The following is a 19,687-nucleotide window of genomic DNA, read 5'->3' as shown; positions in this document are numbered from 1 at the left end:
GAAAATACGAATACATAGCATGTAGCGCTCGATTTCTGGGAGGAGTGGGTATGGCAGGCGTTCAATTCGCGGATGTGCGGAAATCATTCGGAGCATTTCCGGTCATCAAAGGCGTGGATATCGACATTGCCGACGGGGAGTTCGTGATCCTGGTCGGCCCGTCGGGTTGTGGAAAATCCACTCTTCTGCGGATGCTGGCGGGACTTGAGAATATTTCCGGCGGCGAGATCAAGATCGGCGGGCGCGTGGTCAACACGCTGCCGCCCAAGGATCGCGACATCGCCATGGTGTTCCAGAACTATGCGCTCTATCCGCATATGACGGTACAGGAGAACATGGGTTTCTCGCTGATGCTGAACAAGGCACCGAAGGCGGAAGCCGAGAAGCGGGTGAAATATGCCGCCGGCATCCTCGGTCTCGACAAATTGCTCGACCGTTATCCGCGCCAGCTTTCCGGCGGCCAGCGCCAGCGTGTCGCCATGGGGCGGGCGATCGTCCGCGATCCGGAAGTCTTCCTGTTCGACGAACCGCTATCCAACCTCGATGCGAAGCTGCGCGTCGCCATGCGCGCCGAAATCAAGGAACTGCACCAGCGGCTGAAAACGACGACGGTCTACGTCACCCACGACCAGATCGAGGCCATGACCATGGCCGACAAGATCGTCGTCATGCATGACGGCGTCGTCGAGCAGATCGGCACGCCCCTCGAGCTTTACGACAAGCCGGCCAATCTCTTCGTTGGCGGGTTCATCGGCTCGCCGGCGATGAACATGATCAAGGGCAGGCTCGACCCCGAAAACCCGACAAGTTTCAAGGCGCCGGACGGCACGGCGCTCCCGGTTTCCAATCCGCCTGCCGCCGCCCTGGGGCGCGACCTCGTCTACGGGCTTCGCCCGGAATACATCCTGCTCGATGCCAATGGCCTGCCCGGTGAAATCGTGGTGATCGAGCCAACCGGCTACGAGACGCATCTTATCCTCAGGCTCGGCGGCAGCGATCTCAGCTGCGTCTTCCGCGAACGCGTCAGCGCGCGGCCGGGCGAGACCCTGCGCGTTGCGATCGACGCCGCGCATGTTCATCTCTTCGATGCCGAGAGCGGCCGGAGATTGACCGACTGACGCCGTCCTGTGGCTGCGCGGGGCGGAGGAGCCCCCGTCGCCCGCAGGCCGGCAGCACCCCGTTTCAGGGATGCAAGGACCGTCGTTCACCAAGCGGGAGGTGAATGGCGGGGAGTTCGCACCCGCTTTTTTGAAGAGGAGGAATATCATGAGGTTTAAGAGACGTGACTTTCTTGCCGCCTCGGCTGCCGTTGCCGGCGCCGCCGGCCTCGGCATCCGGCCGACCTTCGCCCAGGCCGAACCGACCTATACACCGGAAAGCGGCGCCAGCCTGCGGCTACTGCGCTGGACACCCTTCGTCAAGGGCGACGAGGAGGCCTGGATTGCCAACACCAAGAAATTCACCGAAGCGACCGGCGTAGAGGTGCGCATCGACAAGGAAAGCTGGGAAGATATCCGCCCAAAGGCTGCCGTCGCGGCCAATGTCGGTTCCGGCCCCGACCTCATCATGTGCTGGTTCGACGACGCTCACCAGTATCCCGACAAGCTGGTCGACCTGACCGAGCTCGCCAACTATCTCGGCAACAAATATGGCGGCTGGTATGACGGCGTGAAGGGTTATGCCGCGCGCGGCGACACGTTCATCGCCATGCCGCTGGCGGCAATCGGCAATGCGGTGGTCTATCGCGACACTCACGTGAAGGCTGCCGGCTTCAGCGAGTTCCCGAAAGACACGGCAGGCTTCCTGGAGCTTTGCAAGGCGATGAAAGCCAAGGGCACGCCGGCAGGCTTCCCGCACGGCAAGGCCGTCGGCGACGGCAACAACTACGCCCATTGGCTGCTGTGGAGCCACGGCGGCAAGATGGTCGACGAAGGCGGCAAGGTGACGATCAACAGCCCGGAAACGCTGGCGTCGATCAACTATGCCAAGGAGCTCTATGCGACCTTCATTCCAGGCACGGAAAGCTGGCAGGACGTCAACAACAACCGCGCCTTCCTCGCCGGCCAGGTTTCGCTGATCGCCAACGGCGTCTCGGTCTATTACACGGCCAAGAACGACCCGAAGCTCGCCGAGATCGCCAAGGACATCCGCACGACGAATTTCCCCGTCGGCCCGGTTGGCCAGAGCGTCGAGCTTTTCCAGACGAGCTCCCTGCTTCTCTTCAAGCATACGAAGTATCCGGAAGCGGCGAAGGCCTACATCAAGTTCATGATGGAAGCCGACCAGATGAATGCCTGGATCCAGGGCTCCAGCGCCTATTGCTGCCAGCCGCTCAAGGCTTTCGCCCAGAACCCGATCTGGACATCCGATCCGATCCACGCGCCTTATGCGCGCGCCTCGGAAAAATTGCGCCCGAACGGCTATGCCGGCCCACTCGGTTATGCCTCGGCAGCGACCATGGCCGACTACGTTCTGGTCGACATGTATGCGGCCGCCGTCACCGGCCAGATGTCGCCCGAAGATGCGATGAAGGAAGCTGAACGGCGGGCAAACCGCTACTATCGCGTCTGAGCCGCGCTTCAAAACAAGCGGTGTGCCGGCCCTCGGCATGCCGCAAAGTCCTCTGGGAGTTCAAGTGCAATCTGGGAGATGGCAATGTCGATGGTGAATTCGGAGGACAGGCGTGGGCCGATCTCTTCGCTGCTGCAGAACAACAATGTGCTCGGCTTCCTGTTCATGCTGCCGGCGGCGGTGTTCCTCGTCTGCTTTCTCACCTATCCACTGGGGCTCGGCGTCTGGCTCGGCTTCACCGATACGAGGATCGGCCGCGACGGCATCTTCATCGGGCTGGAGAACTACCAGTTCCTGATGGACGACAGCGTCTTCTGGCTGTCGGTCTTCAACACCATTCTCTATACCTCCGTCGCCTCGGTGCTGAAATTCGCGCTTGGCCTCTGGCTGGCGATGCTGCTCAACCAGCACCTGCCGTTCAAGTCCTTCTTCCGGGCCATCGTGCTGCTTCCCTGGGTCGTGCCGACGGTGCTTTCGGCGCTGGCCTTCTGGTGGATCTACGATTCCCAATTTTCGATCATCTCCTGGTCGCTGATGCAGCTCGGGCTGATCAGCGGACCGATCAACTTCCTCGGCGACCCGATCAATGCGCGCATATCCGTCATCGTCGCCAATGTCTGGCGCGGCATTCCCTTCGTGGCGATCTCGCTGCTTGCGGGGCTGCAGACGATTCCGGCGTCGCTGCAGGAAGCCGCCTCGCTCGACGGCGCCACGAGCTGGCAGCGTTTCCGCTACGTGACGCTGCCGATGCTGACGCCGATCATCGCCGTGGTGATGACCTTCTCGGTGCTCTTCACCTTCACGGATTTCCAGCTCATCTACGTGCTGACCAAGGGCGGACCCGTCAATGCGACACATCTGATGGCGACGCTATCGTTCCAGCGCGGCATTCCAGGCGGTCAGCTCGGCGAGGGTGCGGCAATCGCTGTCGCCATGGTGCCCTTCCTGCTCGGCGCCATCATGTTCAGCTTCTTCGGGCTGCAACGGCGCAAATGGCAACAGGGCGGCCAGGATTAAGGCCGGGGTTAGAGCCAAATTGGGTTAGGGAGAGTGATGATGTCGATAAATTCAAACGCCGCCGATCAGGTCGTGACCGACAATGCCGAAGGCATGAGCTATCTGAACCGCCTGCCGCGGCGGATCGTAATGCTCTACCTGCCGATGGCTGTCTTCGTCGTCGTGCTGCTCTTCCCGTTCTACTGGATGGCGATCACCGCGGTGAAGCCGAACGATCAGCTGACCGACTACAGCAACTACAGCCCCTTCTGGGTGGTGGGAGCGACGCTCGATCACATCAAATACCTGTTCCTTGAGACCTCCTATCCGGGCTGGCTGTGGAACACGATGCTGGTCGCGGTCTGCTCCACCTTCCTCTCGTTGGTGGCCTCGGTCTTCGGCGCCTATGCCATCGAGCGGGTCCGCTTCACAGGGTCACGTTCGGTCGGCCTCGTCATCTTCCTCGCCTATCTGGTGCCGCCGTCGATCCTCTTCATCCCGCTTGCCTTCATCGTCTTCAAGCTCGGGATCTACGACTCGCGGCTGGCGCTGATCTTCACCTACCCGACCTTCCTCATTCCCTTCTGCACCTGGCTGCTGATGGGTTATTTCCGCTCGATCCCCTTCGAGCTGGAGGAAAGCGCGCTGGTGGACGGCGCCAACAGATGGCAGATTCTCACCAAGATTATCCTGCCGCTCGCCGTGCCGGGGCTGATTTCGGCTGGCATCTTCGCCTTCACGCTGTCCTGGAACGAATTCATCTATGCGCTGACGTTCATCCAGTCCTCGGAAAACAAAACCATCCCGGTCGGCGTGCTGACCGAACTGGTGCGCGGCGACGTCTTCGAATGGGGGGCACTGATGGCGGGCGCATTGTTCGGCTCGCTCCCGGTGGTCATCCTCTACTCGTTCTTCGTGGACTACTACGTCTCGTCGATGACCGGGGCGGTGAAGGAGTGACGGTCTAGCGCGGACACGCCCCTGCTTTCTACAGCAGTTGCGACTGCTTGTTACCGTGCGCAGGAGGAGGAGTGTCCGCAAAATGGGATCAGGTGCCTTCCCATCATGTATCGAAACCTCGTCTTGCCGAGATCGAATAATTGTAAACCGCCGCGTAGCTCGTCGATACGAGCAGCGGAAATGCGATGGTCTTGAGTATTTCCGGCGTGCCGGTCGCCGCATGGATTGCCACGAGAATGCTGGCTGAGCCGAGACAAGCAATGAGAGGCGGCGCCCAAAATCGTGCGGATCCGACAAAGCGCTTCGAAAGCCAGTCGATCACAGATTTCAGGAAAAGCGTCAGGCAGGCGGATATCGCACCCTGCACAAGGCCGGCATAGAGCGGCAATGGCATGGCGTGCGCGCGATTGGCGAAAATCGCCCAGCTGCCCATTGCCAAAAAGGCGAAGAGAACATGGACAACGCCGCTGCGGAGAAGCCGGTGCAGTGCATTCCGCATCACAGCGACCACCCGTAGCGTATAAGATGCTGCAACAGGGTCAGACCCTGCTCTTCATCGCGGCGCGCAATATATCGTTGATCCGATCCTGCCAGCCGGGGCCATCTTCCTGGAAATAGGCAAGCACATCACTGTCGATCTTGAGCGAAACAAGCTCCTTTGTATTCGGCAGCGCCGGCCGCTCAACAGCTTGCTCCGGCTTCTTCTTCGCGGGTTTGAACAATGCTTCGGCAGCGTCTATTGGATTGACAGGTCTGCGGGGCGAGTTTGCCATCGTTATGACTTTCTATTGCCTGTCGGATCGACATATGAGCGGCATACGGGATCTCGGCTGCTTCGTCGACTATTTAGCTTGTTTTCCAAGGCGATTTAGCCGACCTGCTCGATCGCCAGCGTGCCGGCGGCAGAAACCACCTGTCCTTGCGGTTCCTGTCTTTCGCCTCGGTGACCGCGTAAAAGCCGTCGGCGATGATCAGGCATTGGCTTCGCAAAGTTTGCATTGCCGGCAGGTTCTGGATGTCAGACCTGCCGACAATCTGGCCGTCAATCAGCCTTTTTGCGATACAGCAACGTCATGAGCGCGAGGACGCATCCCAAGACTCCGACCGATGCGAAGATGTAGAAGTTCCACTGCGGAGCCAGGCCCGCACCCAGAACCGCACCGCCGATGGCCGGTCCTATCATGCCGCCGATACGGCCGATGCCGAGCGAGAAGCCAAGGCCGGTTCCACGGATTTCGACCGGATAGAGGTTTCCAACGAGAACGTTGGCGAGGATCTGCGTGCCGATCGTTCCCGTACCGGCAAGTGCGACGAGACCATAAACCTGGAGGCCCTGATCCACTTGCGTCAGCAACCAGATCGAGCAGGCTCCGAGAAGAAACATGCCTGCCACGACTATTTTGACGTTTCCGCGGTCGGCAATCCTTGCGCCGATCAGGAGGCCGACGGCCGCTCCGAGATTGAGCGTTACGGAGAAGAGGAGGGCGGAACCGAGGTCATAGCCCATCTTGTTCATGATGGTCGGAAGCCAGTTGACCATGCCGAATGTGAGCAGAAGCGAACAGAAGTGAATGCCCCATGCGTTCAATGTCGGCAGCAGGCGACCTTCAGAAAACAGCGAGCGGATGCCGACCTGGCGTGATGCAGCAGGCCTGGCTACGGGATTGGGCAGCCCGTACTGGTTTGCGATCTGGTTGGCTTCGGTCTGGCGGTTCTTCGTTGCCAGCCATTCGGGGGACTCGGGTATGAGACGGATGAAGAAAGGCAGAAGCAGGATCGGTGCACCGCCGATAATCATCAGTGGACGCCATCCGTATTTCTGTATCAGCAGCATTCCGAGGATACCCGAAATGATGCCGCCGGCCAGGTAACCCAGAAGAGCAATCGAATAGGCCATTGCCTTCCGTTTCGGCGGAGAAAACTCGATGATTAGAGCGGTTACCGTGGGAAAAAGAGCTCCAAGGCCCAGGCCGGCGAGAAAGCGTGTTCCCTCGAAAGCGAGAAAGTTCGGCGCAAGACCGCTACCGATCATCATCACGGAAAAGCTCAGCAGACTGCCGATGATGACCTTGCGACGACCTATCCTGTCAGCAAGTGTTCCGGCAACGAGAGCGCCCAGCAGCATACCGAACAGGGTGATGGAGGCAGCCCGTCCGACCATGCCCGGAGTCAGGCCCCAACTGGCTTCACCGAGCAACGCCGGCGCGACTGCGCCGTAAACGATCAGGTCATAGCCGTCGAATAGGATCAGCAGACCGCAAAGGGCGATGATGATATTCGGGCTGCGAACGCGTTCGTTGATAATAGCGAGATCTTGTATGGCCAATTTTCCCTCCCCATACATTTGCGTACAGGAAGTACGCTCCTGCCAAGCGGCAGGTCCGCGTCGATCCGTGTACAAATCCTCCTGGATCGTTGCCGGCGTGGTTCCTCCCAGCGCCAGACTCACCCGCAAACGGGCTATGTCAAGACAACGATGACACGCTATTAAATACTTGCGAATAAAATATTTGCAACTGCAAACTTTTCAGTTCGCAACTTTCCCCTTTCCGGACATTCCCGGCAGGTTGCTGTGCATGCGGCGCAGTGCCTTCTTCAATGCTGCGACCTCCTCGTCCGACATGTCCTGAACCGCGGTGCGCTCAAGCTCGACGGCAAGCGGCATGAGCCTTTCCGTCAGCGCCTCTCCCTGCGGGGTCAGCCTTACGATGACGATACGGCCATTATCTTCCGGACGTGTTCTCGAAACCAGCTTGCGCTTGGCCAGTGTGCCGACGAGGCGCGAAAGCGTCGAAATCTCGACAGAGACAACGTCGGCGAGATCTCCAAGGGTGCTTTCCCGGCGCTCCTTGAGCATGGCCAGAACCCGGTACATCGCCACGCTGAGATTGTCTTCAGCGATTCTCTGCGCGAATACCTCGGCTATCCGCACGCCGGCGCGATTGAGAAGATACGGAACGGAATCGGTAAGTTTGTACATGTCTCTGTCTGCTGGCGGGATTTCGCTTGCTGAGGGCTCTCTCCGACATGCACCTAAATTACCGGAATGACAACACGATTGGCTTTCAGCCGTCGAGAAAGGCTGAGTAAGGCAAGCATTTTCCCGCCAATTTATAAACTTGCATTGACAATAGTTGCAAATGCAATAATCTAGATGCCAAGGAGACACGGGAGGAAATCATGTCTGCCACTGCTGCCCTCGGCATAGCGCCGGCCCCCGCACCCATCAGCGATGCGTTTCGATCGACCATGCGCCGTTTCCCGGCGACGGTGACAGTCATTTCTGCTTGTCGCAACGGCGCGGATCATGGAATGACGGCCACCGCCGTCACATCACTTTCGATGGATCCGCCATCTCTCATCATCTGCCTGAACAATCGCACCTACCTGCATGACATGCTGCTTGAGGTGCCGGAATTCGCAGTCAGCATTCTGACCGACAGGCAGGCAGCCGTATCGGAAGGTTTCAGCGGCAAGATTGCGCCTGAGCGTCGGTTCGACGCTGCCGATTGGGTTCGCCATGAGCGCGGCATGATGGTGCTGGACACCGCTCATGCCTCGGTTGTCTGCCGCCGCATGGGCGCAGTTCCCTATGGAACGCACACCATCTTCATCGGGCAGGTGGTGGATACACGCCATTCCGACGACACCATCGCGCTGATGTACGAGAATTCGAAATATTGCGCGCCACAGCACGCGCTTCCTGCATCCCAGAACTGAAGGTAGTTCCATGAACAATACAGCCGCCCTGTTTCCCGCCTCGGCGCGGGTCAAGACCGCATGTCTTGCAGATCGCATCGCCCCGCTGCTGGACGAAATCCGTGCCGGCGCGCGCGATACCGAAAAATCCGGCCGCGTGCCGGCCCGCTCTATCGATCTGCTGCGCTCCGCCGGCTATTTCGATATCGTCAAACCGGCCCGCTTTGGCGGCGACGAAGGATCCTTTGCCGAGCTTGTCGATGCAAATATCGAACTGTCGTCGGCCTGCGCCTCCACCGGCTGGGTTGCCGGCCTCCTTTCCGCACATCAATGGCTCCTTGCCATGTTCGATGAAAGGGTTCAGCAGGAGGTGTGGGGCAGCGATCCGGATGCGCTGCTCTGCGGTTCCTATGCGCCGGTTCGCATGGCTGAACGCACCGAGGGTGGTTTCCGGCTATCCGGCGATTGGGCCTTTGCGAGCGGATGCGAAAATGCCCAATGGGCGCTCTGTGCGGCGATCATTCCGCCAAACGGCGAGGGTGAGCGTCCTGTGCCGGCGTTCCTTCTGGTTCCCGCCAGCGACTATACCATCGCCGAGACCTGGGACGTGGTCGGCCTCGCGGGCACCGGCTCAAAAAGCCTGATCCTCAAGGATGTCTTCGTTCCCGAATACCGCATTCTGAGCTTTCCGGATGCGACCTCCGGCAGGACACCGGGCGGACGTGGCTACAAGGGTATCGGGCTTTTCAACATTCCGCTCCTCATGGGGGTTCCGTTCTGCCTCGGCAGCGCAGCCGTCGGTGCGGCGAAGGGCGCACTGGATAGTTATATCGACCAGATCGGGACACGTGTGACACGGGGTGCAGTTGCCGGTGGCAACAACAAGATCGCGGAGTTTCCGACGATCCAGCTTCGCGTGGCGGAAGCCTCGGCATCGGTGGATGCCGCCCGCGAAATCATTCTGCGCGATATTGCCCGGGCGCAGCAACTGGCCCAGGCCCGCGAGGATGGCACCGGCGAGATCACCGAGGAAGATCGGATTCTGGCCCGCCGCAGCCAGTCCTTTGCGGTCAGCCTAGCGCTTCGCGCCGTCGAAGCGCTCAATGCATCGACAGGCGGTCTCGGCCTCCAGATGTCCAACCCCGTCCAGCGGGCATGGCGCGATGCAAATGCCGTCGGGCGCCACATTTCCATGAACTGGGATGCCGTCGGCACCATGGCCGGCCAGCAACTGCTCGGTCTTCCGCCCAAGGGACAATTCTGATCCGCCATCCTCAGCATTTCGATTCAAGACAGGAAAGAGAGCATATCGTGCAAGGCAAGATCGCGCTTGAAGAACATTTCGCCATTCCCGAGACACTGCAGGATTCGGCTGGATTCGTGCCGGGCGACTATTGGAAGGAACTGTCCGCACGTCTTCTGGATATCCAGGAAAAACGTTTGCGGCTGATGGATGCCCACGGCATCGAGAAGATGATCCTGTCGCTGAACGCTCCGGCCGTGCAGGCGATCCCGGATAGGGCAAAGGCCCTGGAGATTTCCCGACGCGCCAACGACTTTCTGGCGGAGCAATGCGTCAAGAACCCCAACCGTTTCCTGGGATTTGCAGCATTGCCCCTGCAGGATCCGGATGCCGCAACACAGGAATTGCAGCGCTGCGTGACGACGATGGGTTTCGTCGGCGCACTGGTCAACGGCTTCTCGCAGGAAGGCGACGGAACGACGCCGCTCTACTACGACCTGCCGCAATACCGTTCGTTCTGGGCCGAAGTCGAAAAACTCAACGTTCCCTTCTATCTGCATCCGCGCAACCCGCTGCCGCAGGACAGCCGCATCTATGCTGGCCATTCCTGGCTGATGGGTCCGACATGGGCGTTCGCGCAGGAGACCGCCGTTCATGCGCTGCGCTTGATGGGATCCGGCCTGTTTGACGAACATCCGGCTTTGCGGATCATCGTTGGCCACATGGGCGAGGGACTGCCATACATGATGTGGCGCATCGACAACCGGAATGCGTGGGTCAAGGTGGAAAAGAGCTATCCGGCCAAACGCCCGATTGCCGATTATTTCAACGAGAATTTCTACATCACGACGTCAGGGAATTTCCGCACGCAATCGCTTATCGATGCTATGCTGGAAATCGGCGCAGACCGAATTCTGTTCTCGGCAGACTGGCCATTCGAGAACATCGACCATGCTGCAAACTGGTTCGACAGCGCCACCATCTCCGAAGCCGACCGTCTGAAGATCGGTCGCACCAACGCAGTTTCACTCTTCAAACTCGATCGATAGCATGGTCGCACCTTTCAGATACACGGTCAGCGCGGCCCAGGTGATCTTCGGGAGCGGCTCGTTGAGCCGTCTCGCCGATGCGATGACAGAGCAGGGCGGCAAACGCGCCCTGATCCTTTCGACCCCGCACCAGAAAGCAGAGGCTGAACGGATCGCAGCTTCCCTCGGCCCGCTTGCGGCGGGACTATTCCACGATGCGACGATGCATACGCCGGTCGATGTGACCGAGCGCGCGATGGCGGCCTATAACGCAGCCGGTGCCGATTGCGTCATTGCGATTGGCGGCGGATCGACGATCGGTCTCGGCAAGGCAATTGCCTATCGCAACGACGCGCTGCAAATCGTGGTGGCGACGACCTATGCAGGGTCGGAGGTTACACCGATCCTCGGCCAGACAGAGAACGGGCAGAAAACGACGGTCCGTGGGGCCGGCATCCTGCCCGAAGTGGTGATCTACGATCCTGAATTGACATTAGGATTGCCGGTCGCCATCAGCGTCAGCAGCGGGCTCAATGCGATGGCGCATGCGGTCGAAGGTCTCTACGCGCAGGATCGCAACCCCATTTCGTCAATGATGGCGGTCGAGGGCTTGCGCGCGCTGAAGCAGGCTTTGCCTCAAATCGTCAATGCACCTGGGGATATCGAGCCGCGAAGCGAAGCGCTTTACGGTTCCTGGCTGTGCGGCACGGTGCTCGGAGCGGTTGGAATGGCCCTGCATCACAAGCTTTGCCATACGCTGGGCGGTAGCTTCGACCTGCCGCATGCGGAAACTCATGCGGTCATTCTTCCCCATTCTGCCGCCTACAACGCTGAAGCCGCAGCGGACGCGCTAAAGCCCGCTGCCGATCTTTTTGGCGGCTCGCTGGGCAGCGGTCTTTATGATTTTGCCGCTTCGATCGGCGCCCCCCTGGCGCTGCGCGATCTGGGTATGAAGGAAGCCGATCTGGATCATGCAGCGGAACTCGCCGCCCAGAACCCCTACTGGAACCCGCGCCCGATCGAACGGGAAGCGATCCGGGCTTTGTTGCAGAGCGCCTGGGAGGGCGCGCGGCCGCGTTAATACCTTAGGAGGATGGCCACGTGCCTGAATATTTCAGCGAAGAGAGATCCGTGGAAGCCGTCAACTCGCGGATGGGGCAGGACATTAATCCGCGCCTGGCCGAAGTCATGGCGTCGCTTGTCAGGCACCTGCATGCCTTTGCCAAGGATGTCAGCCTGACCCAGGAGGAATGGGAGCTGGCCATAGGCTTCCTGACCCGCAGCGGCCATCTCTGTCATGATGAGCGGCAGGAGTTCATCCTGCTCAGCGATACGCTGGGTTTGTCGATGCTGGTGGATGCGATCAACAACAGGCGCCCGCCAGGCGCCACGGAAAATACGGTGCTTGGACCGTTCCATGTCGAAGGGGCGCCCGTACGGCAGATGGGTGAAAACATCTCGCTCGACGGCAAGGGCGAGAGCTGTCTCTTCATCGGCCGGGTGCTGGATCTTGACGGCAATCCGATCGAGGGAGCTCGGATCGATATATGGTCGGATAATTCCGATGGCTTCTACGACGTCCAGCAGCCGGATATCCAGCCGAAGTGGAACAACCGGGGCATTTTCGTCACCGGCGCAGATGGCGCCTATAGCTTCGTCGGCATAAAGCCGGTTTCCTATCCGATCCCGGATGACGGCCCGGTCGGCCAGATGTTGACGTCCCTCGGCCGCCATCCCTACCGTCCGGCCCATACCCATTACCTGATCACGGCTTCAGGTTATCAGAAGCTCGTAACCCACACGTTTGTCGGCGACGATCCCTATCTTGAATCCGATACGGTGTTTGGTGTCAAAAACAGCCTGGTCGCGCCTTTCGAGCGTGTCGATCATCCCACGGTCTGGCGCTCCGATTTCGATTTCGTGCTGACGCCGGTTGAGAATAGACAATGATCGTCGCCCGCTACGCGGTATCCGACCCCGGCAAGGCTGCCGAACGCTCCCGATTGATCGAGGAGCACAAGGCCTATCTGCATGGCGCGGCGATCCGCATCCTGCTGTCCGGACCTTCCGCACCGCCGGCGGAGGGCAAAGGTTCCACCGCAATCGTGATGGCGCAAGTCGAAACGCTCGCCGAGTTCGAGGCGTTCAGCGCAGGAGATCCCTTCGTCCGCTCCGGCGTTTACGCGAGCGTCGATATATTCGAATGGCGGCCCAGTCTTGGGCTTCTTCTGGAGAGTCTCTGATCGGCGTTTTGACCTGCTGAAAGCGATCAGATGTAGGTCATTTCGAAGACAGCGGCGTTGTCCTGAACCTCGCGCAGCCCCTTGTACGAGGCATGGCGGAGATTGCCGTCATCCGTCCAGCCGCGAAACTCGATCTCGGCAATCAGCGTCGGCTGCACGAGGACGAGGCGATTGCCCTTCAGCGGAACGACCGGCCGGCTCGTCTTCAACCGGTCTAGCGTCTTTTTCAGGTATTCAGCATCGCTGGCACCGAAACCGGTTCCGACGGAGCCAACGTAGATCCAGTCGAGGCCTCGTCTGCCGGCCAGCAGCAGCCTGCCGATGCCGCCGCGGGCGGATGCGGACTGCTCATAACCGACGACCATGAAGCTCTCGCTCTGCACGCATTTGATCTTCAGCCAGTCGCCCGTGCGGCCACTGCCGTAGGGCCGGTCGCGATGCTTGGCGATGATGCCTTCCAGATGATGATGGCAGGCGTGCTCGAGGAGTTCTTCTGCCGGCAGCTCTATCTCCTCGGAGAGTCGGATCGCTCGATCATCGCCTTCCGGTATCAGGTCTTCAAGCAGATGCCGGCGTACCTCAAGCTCGGTGCCGGTCAGATCGTGTCCATCGAGATAGAGAAGGTCGAAGGCGACGAGGATCGACTCGGTCGATACTCGCTTGCCGCCCCGCCCGCCGAGCGAACGCTGCAGGGCGCCAAAATCCGAGCGGCCGTGATCATCGAGTACAACGGCCTCGCCATCGAGAATGGCGGTTGCTACGCCAAGCTCTTTGGCTGCCGCGGCGATGGTGGGGAAGCGGTGGGTCCAGTCATGGCCGCCGCGGGTGATGACCCGCACGCCCTTCGGCTCAACGTGGATTGCCAATCGATAGCCATCCAGCTTCACCTCGTAGAGCCAATCCGGCCCGACGGGCACAGTCGGCTTCAGCAGTGCAAGGCAGGGCTCGACGCGCGACGGCATAGGATCGAAGGGCAGACTGGGCTGGTCAGGATCGCGCTTGCGGATCGGACGAGACTGCAGCGTTGAGTGAGATTCGTCGAGCAAGGGCAGTGGGCGGCGCGGGCGCTTCATGATTAAGTCCGACGCCTCCCCGAGCCGTTTTCCACTTCGACCGGCTTACGCCCAGCACTCATGATTCTGACAACATTGCCCGGTGCCGGCCCCTGCTTTTCCCTGGTCTTGGACTTTGCCCTGCTCGGCTTCATCTGCTTCTTCTTCGCGTCGATGGCAACCACGCGACTCAACTGAATCACCCGGCGGATTGTTCCGAGTCGAAACGAATCTCAATTCAAGGACTTAACGCGGAGAACACACTCGTGCCCGGCATCACCATCAGCATTCCTCAACGGGCGCTGTACTTCGCGTCGAGATCATCCATGGCCTTGACGTTACCGGCAGAGCGGCCGTTCTCGTCGAAGGTCTGGGCAAGAAACGCATCAGCGATCGACTTTGCCAGCTCCGTTCCGATGACGCGGGCTCCCATGGTGATGATCTGCGCATTGTTGGAAAGCGCGGCGCGCTCGGCCGAATAGGTGTCGTGCGTCAGGGCGGCGCGGATGCCGGGAACCTTGTTGGCCGAGATGCAGACGCCGATGCCGGTGCCGCAAACGAGGATCGCCTTGTCGTAGGTGCCGTCGATGACGCCTGATGCAACGCGGTCCGAGAGGTTGGCGTAGAAAGGATCGGCACCGGCGCTGGTGCGCGAGACTTCGTAAACGTCGAAGCGCTCTTTCAGATGGTCGGCCAGAACCTTGGCGAGGCCTTCGCCGGCGCTGTCTCCTGCAATGGCAAGCTTCATTGTCTTTCTCCTTAAAGTTTGGCGGCGCATCTGGCCAGGATGTCGAGGTAGCCTTCGACATTCCAGGCCGAACGGCCGATGAAGAGCCCGTCGATATGCGGGCTTGAGATCAGTTCTTCGCAGTTCTGCGGGTTGACCGACCCGCCATAGAGGCAGGGGATCTTCCGGCCCAGCACAGCTTCGGCAACGGCGATGATTTCAGACTGGCGGGCATCGGCATAATCCGCAGTCGCCGGGATGCCCTTCTCGCCAATCGCCCAGACGGGCTCGTAGGCGAGCAGGATTTCGGCGCTTTTCTGGGCGCCCGAAAGTTTCGATAGCGCGCCGCGCACCTGGGTCGCGAGGATGTCGGCGGCCTTTCCGCTTTCGCGGTCGGAAAGCGTCTCGCCAATGCAGATCAGCGGAATGAGGCCGTGGCGAACGGCTGCTTCGGTCTTCAGACCCACTGTCTCGTCGGTCTCTCCAAAATGTTCGCGCCGTTCGGAATGGCCGAGCTCGACGAGATCGAGATTGCAGTCCTTCAGCATCACCGGCGAGACTTCGCCGGTCCAGGCGCCCTGGTCGGCCCAATGCATGTTCTGCGCGCCGACCTTCACCGAGGTCTTGGCAAGCATCGCCTTGACCTCGCGCACGGCCGTGAAGGGTGGAATCACGAAGCGATGGATGCGCGGGTCACGCGCGCCATCGGCGGCTTCGAGACCGCGCGCGAATTGCTCGGCTTCAGTAAGCGTCTTGTTCATCTTCCAGCTGGTGCCAATCCAGAAGCGCGGCTTTTCGGTCATGTCGGATCCTGCGTTGATGCAATGGTGAGCGTAATGCCCGCCTGCTCGAATTCCTCCAGAACAGCAGCATCCGGTGCGCTGTCGGTGATAACGGTGTCGAAATCAGCCAGATCCGCCATGACATGCAGGGCAGTGTGGCCGATGCGCTGATGGTTGACCAGAAGGCAGGTCCTGGTCGACGACGCGATCATCGCCCGTTTGGCGCGCACGACGTTATCGTCCATGTGATAGGCGAGCCCGCCGCTGACGGCGGGCGTCGAAATGAAGGCGATGTCGGCCCTCAGCCGCGACAGGGCCTCCTCGGTGACGACGCCGAGATAGGCGTTGAATTTGGCCGAATAGATGCCGCCGAGCGCGATCAGCGTGATGCCGGTTTCGCCTTTCAGCCGCTCCATGATCGCCGCATTGTTGGTGATCAAGGTCAGCGGCCGCTTCTGCAGCAGCATTTCTCCGAGCACGGCCGCCATCGAGCCATCGTTTACCATCACCGTCATCCCCGGCTCGACCAGTTCCAGCGCGGTCTCAGCCATGGCCAGCTTGGCTTCGTTGCCCTGGCGTTCGCGAATGCGAAAGTCGCTTTCGAACTGCGTTCCGGCGTCAATGGTCGCGCCGCCGCGAACCTTGCGCAGGACGCCTGCCTGCTCGAGATCGTCGAGATCGCGATGGATCGTCATCTTTGACACGGTGAAGCGATCGGCAAGGTCGTCGAGATCGACGGTCTTGTTTTCGACGAGCAGGTTGACGATCAACTGCTGCCGCTCTTCCCGCCTCATCCCGGTCTCCACCCTCGTTTAATGTTAAGATAACGGAATATGCGTGATAATCAACATTTATTATGTTATTTTGCGATCAAATATTGTTGTGTTTCCATAGCTACTTCAGCAGCGCCTGCGCGGTTCGTTCGTCGGTGATCAGCCCGAAAAGGCGGCGGCTATTCAGAATTGCCCGGATGGCAGCCACTTTCGACTGTCCGCCCGCCAGCGCCACAAGCCGCTCTTTCTTGGTCTTGGGAAAAGACGCAGAAAGCGTGCGCGCCGTCAGCGCGGTGTCGAGGATATGGCCGTCGGCGTCGAAAAAATGTCCGAGGATTTCGCCGACGCCGCCGGCATTGGCAATGTCGTCGATTTCACCGGGTTCGACCATACCGGATAAAACAAGCTGCGCCTCGGCATCGACAGTTCCCAGGCCGACGAGCTTCAGATCGGCATTGTTGGCAAGGTCGAAGACCTCCTTGACGGCACGCTGCGCCTTCAGCACTTCGCGGTCCTCGCCGGTATTGGCGAAAAAGGGAACCGGCATGACATAGGCATGGGCGCCGGTCTTTTCGGCGATGCGATGCATCACGTCATAGGGATTGGCGCCGTAGTTTCGTGTCAGGCCGCCAAGCAACGAGACGAAGCGCAGGTTCTTCGCGCTCACCCTTGGCATATATTGGACGGCGGCAGAAAGCGTGCGGCCATGACCAAGGCCGATGACCCTATTGTCGCCGCGCTCGATCTCGCGCTTGAGATAGCCGGCGCCGGCATGGCCGAGTGCGCGCAGCGGCAAGCCTTCCTCGCCGAGATCGGGTGCGACCTCGCAATATTGAAGCCCGAACCGTTCCGAAAGCCGCATCTCCAGCTCGACGCATTCGACGATATCCCCGTCGATGGTAACTTTGACGACGCCATCGGCGACCGCTCTCGCGATCAGGCGATGGGCCTTTACCGACGGCACGCCGAGGCGGCGAGCAACGTCGGACTGCGTCAGGCCACCGGCATAGTGAAGCCAGGCAGCGCGCACGGCAAGCGTATCATCGGCGTCCGTCATCACGGCTCCTTTTCGAAGGTCATGCGGCGATTCCGCCGTATCGCAGTGCTGCCTTTTAAAGATCTCCGCCTCAGATGTTCAAGTCAGCGACACCGGTGTCGATATGCGGCGCCCAGAAGGCGACGCTTTCGGCGATCTGCGGGATGACCTGGCGATCGTTCGGCTCGCGTTCCTTGAAGGAGAGTTCCAGGCAGATTTCATTGTCCTTCGCCCCACCTTCGGCCAGCGCCTGGAGCAGAGGTGCCGGCTGGATGCGGCCCTTGGCGTTGAATTCGGCGGTAAAGGGCCGGTGCCCGCCCTTGTCCATCAGGCTCTGCTTGATGTGGATGATCGGCGATATCGGCGGGACGGCACGCGCCCAGGCATAGGGGTCGTAGTCATCGGGATCGGCGGAGGTGATGTCGCCATGATCGATATCCGCCATCATCCACATCGGGATGGCCATTCCGGCTGATGTCAGCCGCTGTTGCAGCGACAGGCAGGCGCCGATCGTCTCGCCGAACTCGCGGCCGATGCTCATCGGTTCCCAGAACATGTAGGAGAGGCCTGCGGCCCGCGCATGCTCGGCGACATCGGCCCAACAATCGATGGCGATCTTGATCAGTTCCTCGCGTCTGACCGGATCGTCGAAGTCCTTGTAGGTGAAGATCGCAAATTGCGTGCCGACCGAATGGCCGCCGAGATCAGCGGTGATGTCGGCAAAGGTCTTGAACCAGTCGACGTAGTAGCGGCGCACATCGGCATCCGGATGTCCGAAATGGTTGAGGCGCCCATAGGGACCGGTCATGCCCGAGGTGACACGCACGCCGGTGCGCTTCAGCGCGGCGCTCATCGTGCGCGTCAGGCGGCTGATCACGGGCGCCTGCCAGCTCGGATTGATGAATTCGTGGGTCAGCTGAAGGTCGCGGATCCGCAGGTCGCGCGCAACCGTATCGATCAGATCGTCTGGGTCGGCGAAGCGGTTCACCAGCGGATTGGTATTGAGCGAAAGGGTCAGCGGCATGGCGGCATCCTTCAGGCGGCGGCAAGGCGGGTTGAAGCAAACCACTCGCCAAAGGCCGCGCGCTCCGCTTCGTTCAGATGGAGGTAGTGCTTGGTGCGGCGATAGAGGATGTCGTCGGCCGTTTCGGCCCATTCCGTGGCGACGAGATAGCGGGCCTCAGCTTCGTAGAGCTGTCCGCCGAAATGCCGCCCAAGCCCTTCTATGCCAGTCGCACCGGCAACCACATTCCTGGCGCGGGCGCCATAGAGACGGCCGTAGTGATGCACGAGCTTGCGCGGCATCCAGGGATAGATATCGCGCAGGCTGTTGGCAAAGCTCTCGTAATCGGCATTCGGAATTTCGCCGCCGGGCAGCGGCGCCTTCTCCGTCCAGTCGCCTCCCATGTTCGGGAAGATGTGCTTCAGGCGCTGCATGCCGCGTTCAGCGAGCTCGCGGAATGTGGTGATCTTGCCGCCGAAGACGTTGAGCAGCGGAGCGCCGCCTGTCTCGTCGAGATCGAAGACATAGTCGCGGGTAACGGCGGACGGGTTGCCCTTGCCGTCGTCAAACAGCGGGCGCACGCCGGAGAAGCTGTGCAGTACGTCGTGGCGACGCAGCTTTTCCTTGAAGTAGCGATTGACCGCCTTCAGCAGATACTCGATTTCCGTCTCGTCGGCGGCAACATCCTCGGCCCGGCCTTCGTAAGCGATATCGGTCGTCCCGATCAACGCCTTGTCGCCCTCATAGGGATTGATGAAAATGACGCGCTTGTCGTGGTTCTGCACCAGATAGGCATTGGCGCCCGCCCAGAACTTCGGCACGATGATGTGGCTGCCCTTGACGAGGCGGACGTTGCGGCCGGAGTTCGAACCGGCGACGCGATTGATGATGTCCATCACCCAGGGGCCGGCGCAGTTCACCAGACATTTGGCACGGAAAGTTCGCGTCTCCCCCGTGGCGTTGCTTTTGGTGACCACGGTCCAACCGCCATTCTCGCGACGGGCCGACACGGCCGGCGAGCGGGTCAGCACCAGAGCGCCGTTTTCCGCTGCGCTCACCGCATTCAAGGTCACGAGGCGGGCGTCGTCGACCCAGCAATCGGAATATTCAAAGCCGCGTGTGTATTGATCGAGGATCGGCGTGCCTTCCGGGTCGCGGAGCAGATTGAGCGTTCGTGTCCCGGGGAGCTTCTTGCGACCGCCGAGGTGATCGTAGAGGAAGAGGCCGAGACGCACGAGCCATGCGGGGCGATCCTCAGGGCTGTGCGGCAGGACGAAGCGCATCGGCCAGATGATATGCGGCGCGGCATTGAGCAGCACTTCACGCTCGATCAGCGCCTCACGCACCAGGCGGAATTCGTAATATTCGAGGTAACGCAGACCGCCATGCACCAGCTTGCCCGAACGCGACGAGGTTCCCTGTGCCAGATCGTCCTTTTCGCACAGCACGACCTTCAGGCCGCGGCCGGCAGCATCGCGTGCTATCCCCGCGCCGTTGATGCCTCCGCCGATGACGAAGAGATCCAGGAGTTCGGGTTCGGTCATGTCATGCTCCTTCGATGCCTGCTGCATCAG

21 protein-coding genes are annotated in these 19,687 nt (G+C 60.5%); 10 read left to right on the top strand and 11 right to left on the bottom strand.

The annotated features are described in order from the left end of the window. The first annotated feature begins 50 nt into the window (after positions 1 to 50). The 4 genes from RL_RS34055 to RL_RS34040 all read left to right on the top strand — a co-directional run bounded on the left by RL_RS34055 (position 51) and on the right by RL_RS34040 (position 4,527). Positions 51 to 1,118: an ABC transporter ATP-binding protein gene (locus RL_RS34055; RefSeq protein WP_011649004.1), complete on the top strand. Its 1,068-nt coding sequence runs from the start codon at positions 51 to 53 to the stop codon at positions 1,116 to 1,118. A gap of 148 nt (positions 1,119 to 1,266) precedes the next feature. Next, on the top strand, positions 1,267 to 2,571 hold the full coding sequence (locus RL_RS34050) for an ABC transporter substrate-binding protein (protein WP_003550788.1): 1,305 nt from the start codon (positions 1,267 to 1,269) through the stop codon (positions 2,569 to 2,571). Positions 2,572 to 2,655: 84 nt separating this feature from the next. Continuing rightward, a complete protein-coding gene (locus tag RL_RS34045; protein ID WP_003550789.1) occupies positions 2,656 to 3,588 on the top strand; it encodes a carbohydrate ABC transporter permease in 933 nt (310 codons plus the stop codon). Between the two features lie 39 nt (positions 3,589 to 3,627). Then, positions 3,628 to 4,527 (top strand): carbohydrate ABC transporter permease, encoded by a 900-nt coding sequence (locus tag RL_RS34040; RefSeq protein ID WP_003550790.1) that lies wholly within the window; start codon positions 3,628 to 3,630, stop codon positions 4,525 to 4,527. Positions 4,528 to 4,630: 103 nt separating this feature from the next. Here the strand turns inward: RL_RS34040 and RL_RS34035 are convergent, their stop codons facing one another. The 4 genes from RL_RS34035 to RL_RS34020 all read right to left on the bottom strand — a co-directional run bounded on the left by RL_RS34035 (position 4,631) and on the right by RL_RS34020 (position 7,507). Beyond that, complete coding sequence (locus RL_RS34035; protein ID WP_041937043.1) at positions 4,631 to 5,026, bottom strand: hypothetical protein; 396 nt, start codon at positions 5,024 to 5,026, stop codon at positions 4,631 to 4,633. Between the two features lie 40 nt (positions 5,027 to 5,066). Further along, on the bottom strand, positions 5,067 to 5,300 hold the full coding sequence (locus tag RL_RS34030; RefSeq protein ID WP_011649000.1) for a BrnA antitoxin family protein: 234 nt from the start codon (positions 5,298 to 5,300) through the stop codon (positions 5,067 to 5,069). 269 nt (positions 5,301 to 5,569) lie between these two features. Continuing rightward, on the bottom strand, positions 5,570 to 6,871 hold the full coding sequence (locus RL_RS34025; protein ID WP_173364469.1) for an MFS transporter: 1,302 nt from the start codon (positions 6,869 to 6,871) through the stop codon (positions 5,570 to 5,572). 183 nt (positions 6,872 to 7,054) lie between these two features. Next, positions 7,055 to 7,507, bottom strand: a complete 453-nt coding sequence (locus RL_RS34020; RefSeq protein WP_011648998.1) for a MarR family winged helix-turn-helix transcriptional regulator — start codon at positions 7,505 to 7,507, stop codon at positions 7,055 to 7,057. A gap of 200 nt (positions 7,508 to 7,707) precedes the next feature. Between RL_RS34020 and RL_RS34015 the strand changes: the two genes are divergently transcribed. From RL_RS34015 to RL_RS33990, 6 genes are read left to right on the top strand one after another with little or no spacing between them, the layout of a single operon-like run. Next, positions 7,708 to 8,247, top strand: a complete 540-nt coding sequence (locus tag RL_RS34015; RefSeq protein WP_003550798.1) for a flavin reductase family protein — start codon at positions 7,708 to 7,710, stop codon at positions 8,245 to 8,247. A 10-nt stretch (positions 8,248 to 8,257) separates the two neighbouring features. Beyond that, entirely contained in the window at positions 8,258 to 9,490 is a 1,233-nt protein-coding gene (locus RL_RS34010; RefSeq protein ID WP_011648997.1) for a flavin-dependent monooxygenase, read from the top strand. Positions 9,491 to 9,537: 47 nt separating this feature from the next. Next, on the top strand, positions 9,538 to 10,518 hold the full coding sequence (gene tsdA, locus RL_RS34005) for a gamma-resorcylate decarboxylase (protein ID WP_011648996.1): 981 nt from the start codon (positions 9,538 to 9,540) through the stop codon (positions 10,516 to 10,518). A gap of 1 nt (position 10,519) precedes the next feature. Next, positions 10,520 to 11,578, top strand: coding sequence for a maleylacetate reductase (locus RL_RS34000; RefSeq protein WP_011648995.1), 1,059 nt, complete (start codon positions 10,520 to 10,522; stop codon positions 11,576 to 11,578). 20 nt (positions 11,579 to 11,598) lie between these two features. Next, positions 11,599 to 12,447 carry an intradiol ring-cleavage dioxygenase gene (locus tag RL_RS33995; RefSeq protein ID WP_011648994.1) on the top strand — a complete coding sequence of 283 codons (849 nt, stop codon included), beginning with the start codon at positions 11,599 to 11,601 and terminating at the stop codon, positions 12,445 to 12,447. Then, on the top strand, positions 12,444 to 12,740 hold the full coding sequence (locus RL_RS33990) for a YciI family protein (protein WP_011648993.1): 297 nt from the start codon (positions 12,444 to 12,446) through the stop codon (positions 12,738 to 12,740). Before RL_RS33995 ends, RL_RS33990 begins: the two co-directional genes overlap by 4 nt. Positions 12,741 to 12,766: 26 nt before the next feature. Here the strand turns inward: RL_RS33990 and ligD are convergent, their stop codons facing one another. The 7 genes from ligD to RL_RS33950 all read right to left on the bottom strand — a co-directional run bounded on the left by ligD (position 12,767) and on the right by RL_RS33950 (position 19,657). Then, positions 12,767 to 13,813, bottom strand: coding sequence for a non-homologous end-joining DNA ligase (gene ligD / locus RL_RS33985; protein ID WP_011648992.1), 1,047 nt, complete (start codon positions 13,811 to 13,813; stop codon positions 12,767 to 12,769). A gap of 271 nt (positions 13,814 to 14,084) precedes the next feature. Further along, a complete protein-coding gene (locus RL_RS33975) occupies positions 14,085 to 14,540 on the bottom strand; it encodes an RpiB/LacA/LacB family sugar-phosphate isomerase (RefSeq protein WP_011648991.1) in 456 nt (151 codons plus the stop codon). Positions 14,541 to 14,551: 11 nt separating this feature from the next. Beyond that, on the bottom strand, positions 14,552 to 15,322 hold the full coding sequence (locus tag RL_RS33970; RefSeq protein WP_011648990.1) for a triose-phosphate isomerase: 771 nt from the start codon (positions 15,320 to 15,322) through the stop codon (positions 14,552 to 14,554). After that, a complete protein-coding gene (locus RL_RS33965; protein ID WP_003550814.1) occupies positions 15,319 to 16,095 on the bottom strand; it encodes a DeoR/GlpR family DNA-binding transcription regulator in 777 nt (258 codons plus the stop codon). The genes RL_RS33970 and RL_RS33965 overlap by 4 nt, the downstream gene beginning before the upstream one ends. A 100-nt stretch (positions 16,096 to 16,195) precedes the next feature. Continuing rightward, the gene (locus RL_RS33960; RefSeq protein ID WP_011648989.1) at positions 16,196 to 17,131 is read right to left on the bottom strand and encodes a sugar-binding transcriptional regulator; all 936 of its coding nucleotides are present in this window, start codon (positions 17,129 to 17,131) and stop codon (positions 16,196 to 16,198) included. Between the two features lie 70 nt (positions 17,132 to 17,201). Further along, positions 17,202 to 18,134: a sugar phosphate isomerase/epimerase family protein gene (locus RL_RS33955; RefSeq protein ID WP_011648988.1), complete on the bottom strand. Its 933-nt coding sequence runs from the start codon at positions 18,132 to 18,134 to the stop codon at positions 17,202 to 17,204. A gap of 11 nt (positions 18,135 to 18,145) precedes the next feature. Next, on the bottom strand, positions 18,146 to 19,657 hold the full coding sequence (locus tag RL_RS33950; protein ID WP_011648987.1) for a glycerol-3-phosphate dehydrogenase: 1,512 nt from the start codon (positions 19,655 to 19,657) through the stop codon (positions 18,146 to 18,148). Between the last annotated feature and the right edge of the window lie 30 nt (positions 19,658 to 19,687).

Source organism: Rhizobium johnstonii 3841 (assembly GCF_000009265.1).
GTDB classification, from domain to species: domain Bacteria; phylum Pseudomonadota; class Alphaproteobacteria; order Rhizobiales; family Rhizobiaceae; genus Rhizobium; species Rhizobium acaciae.
This window is presented reverse-complemented; position numbering and strand designations above follow the sequence as displayed.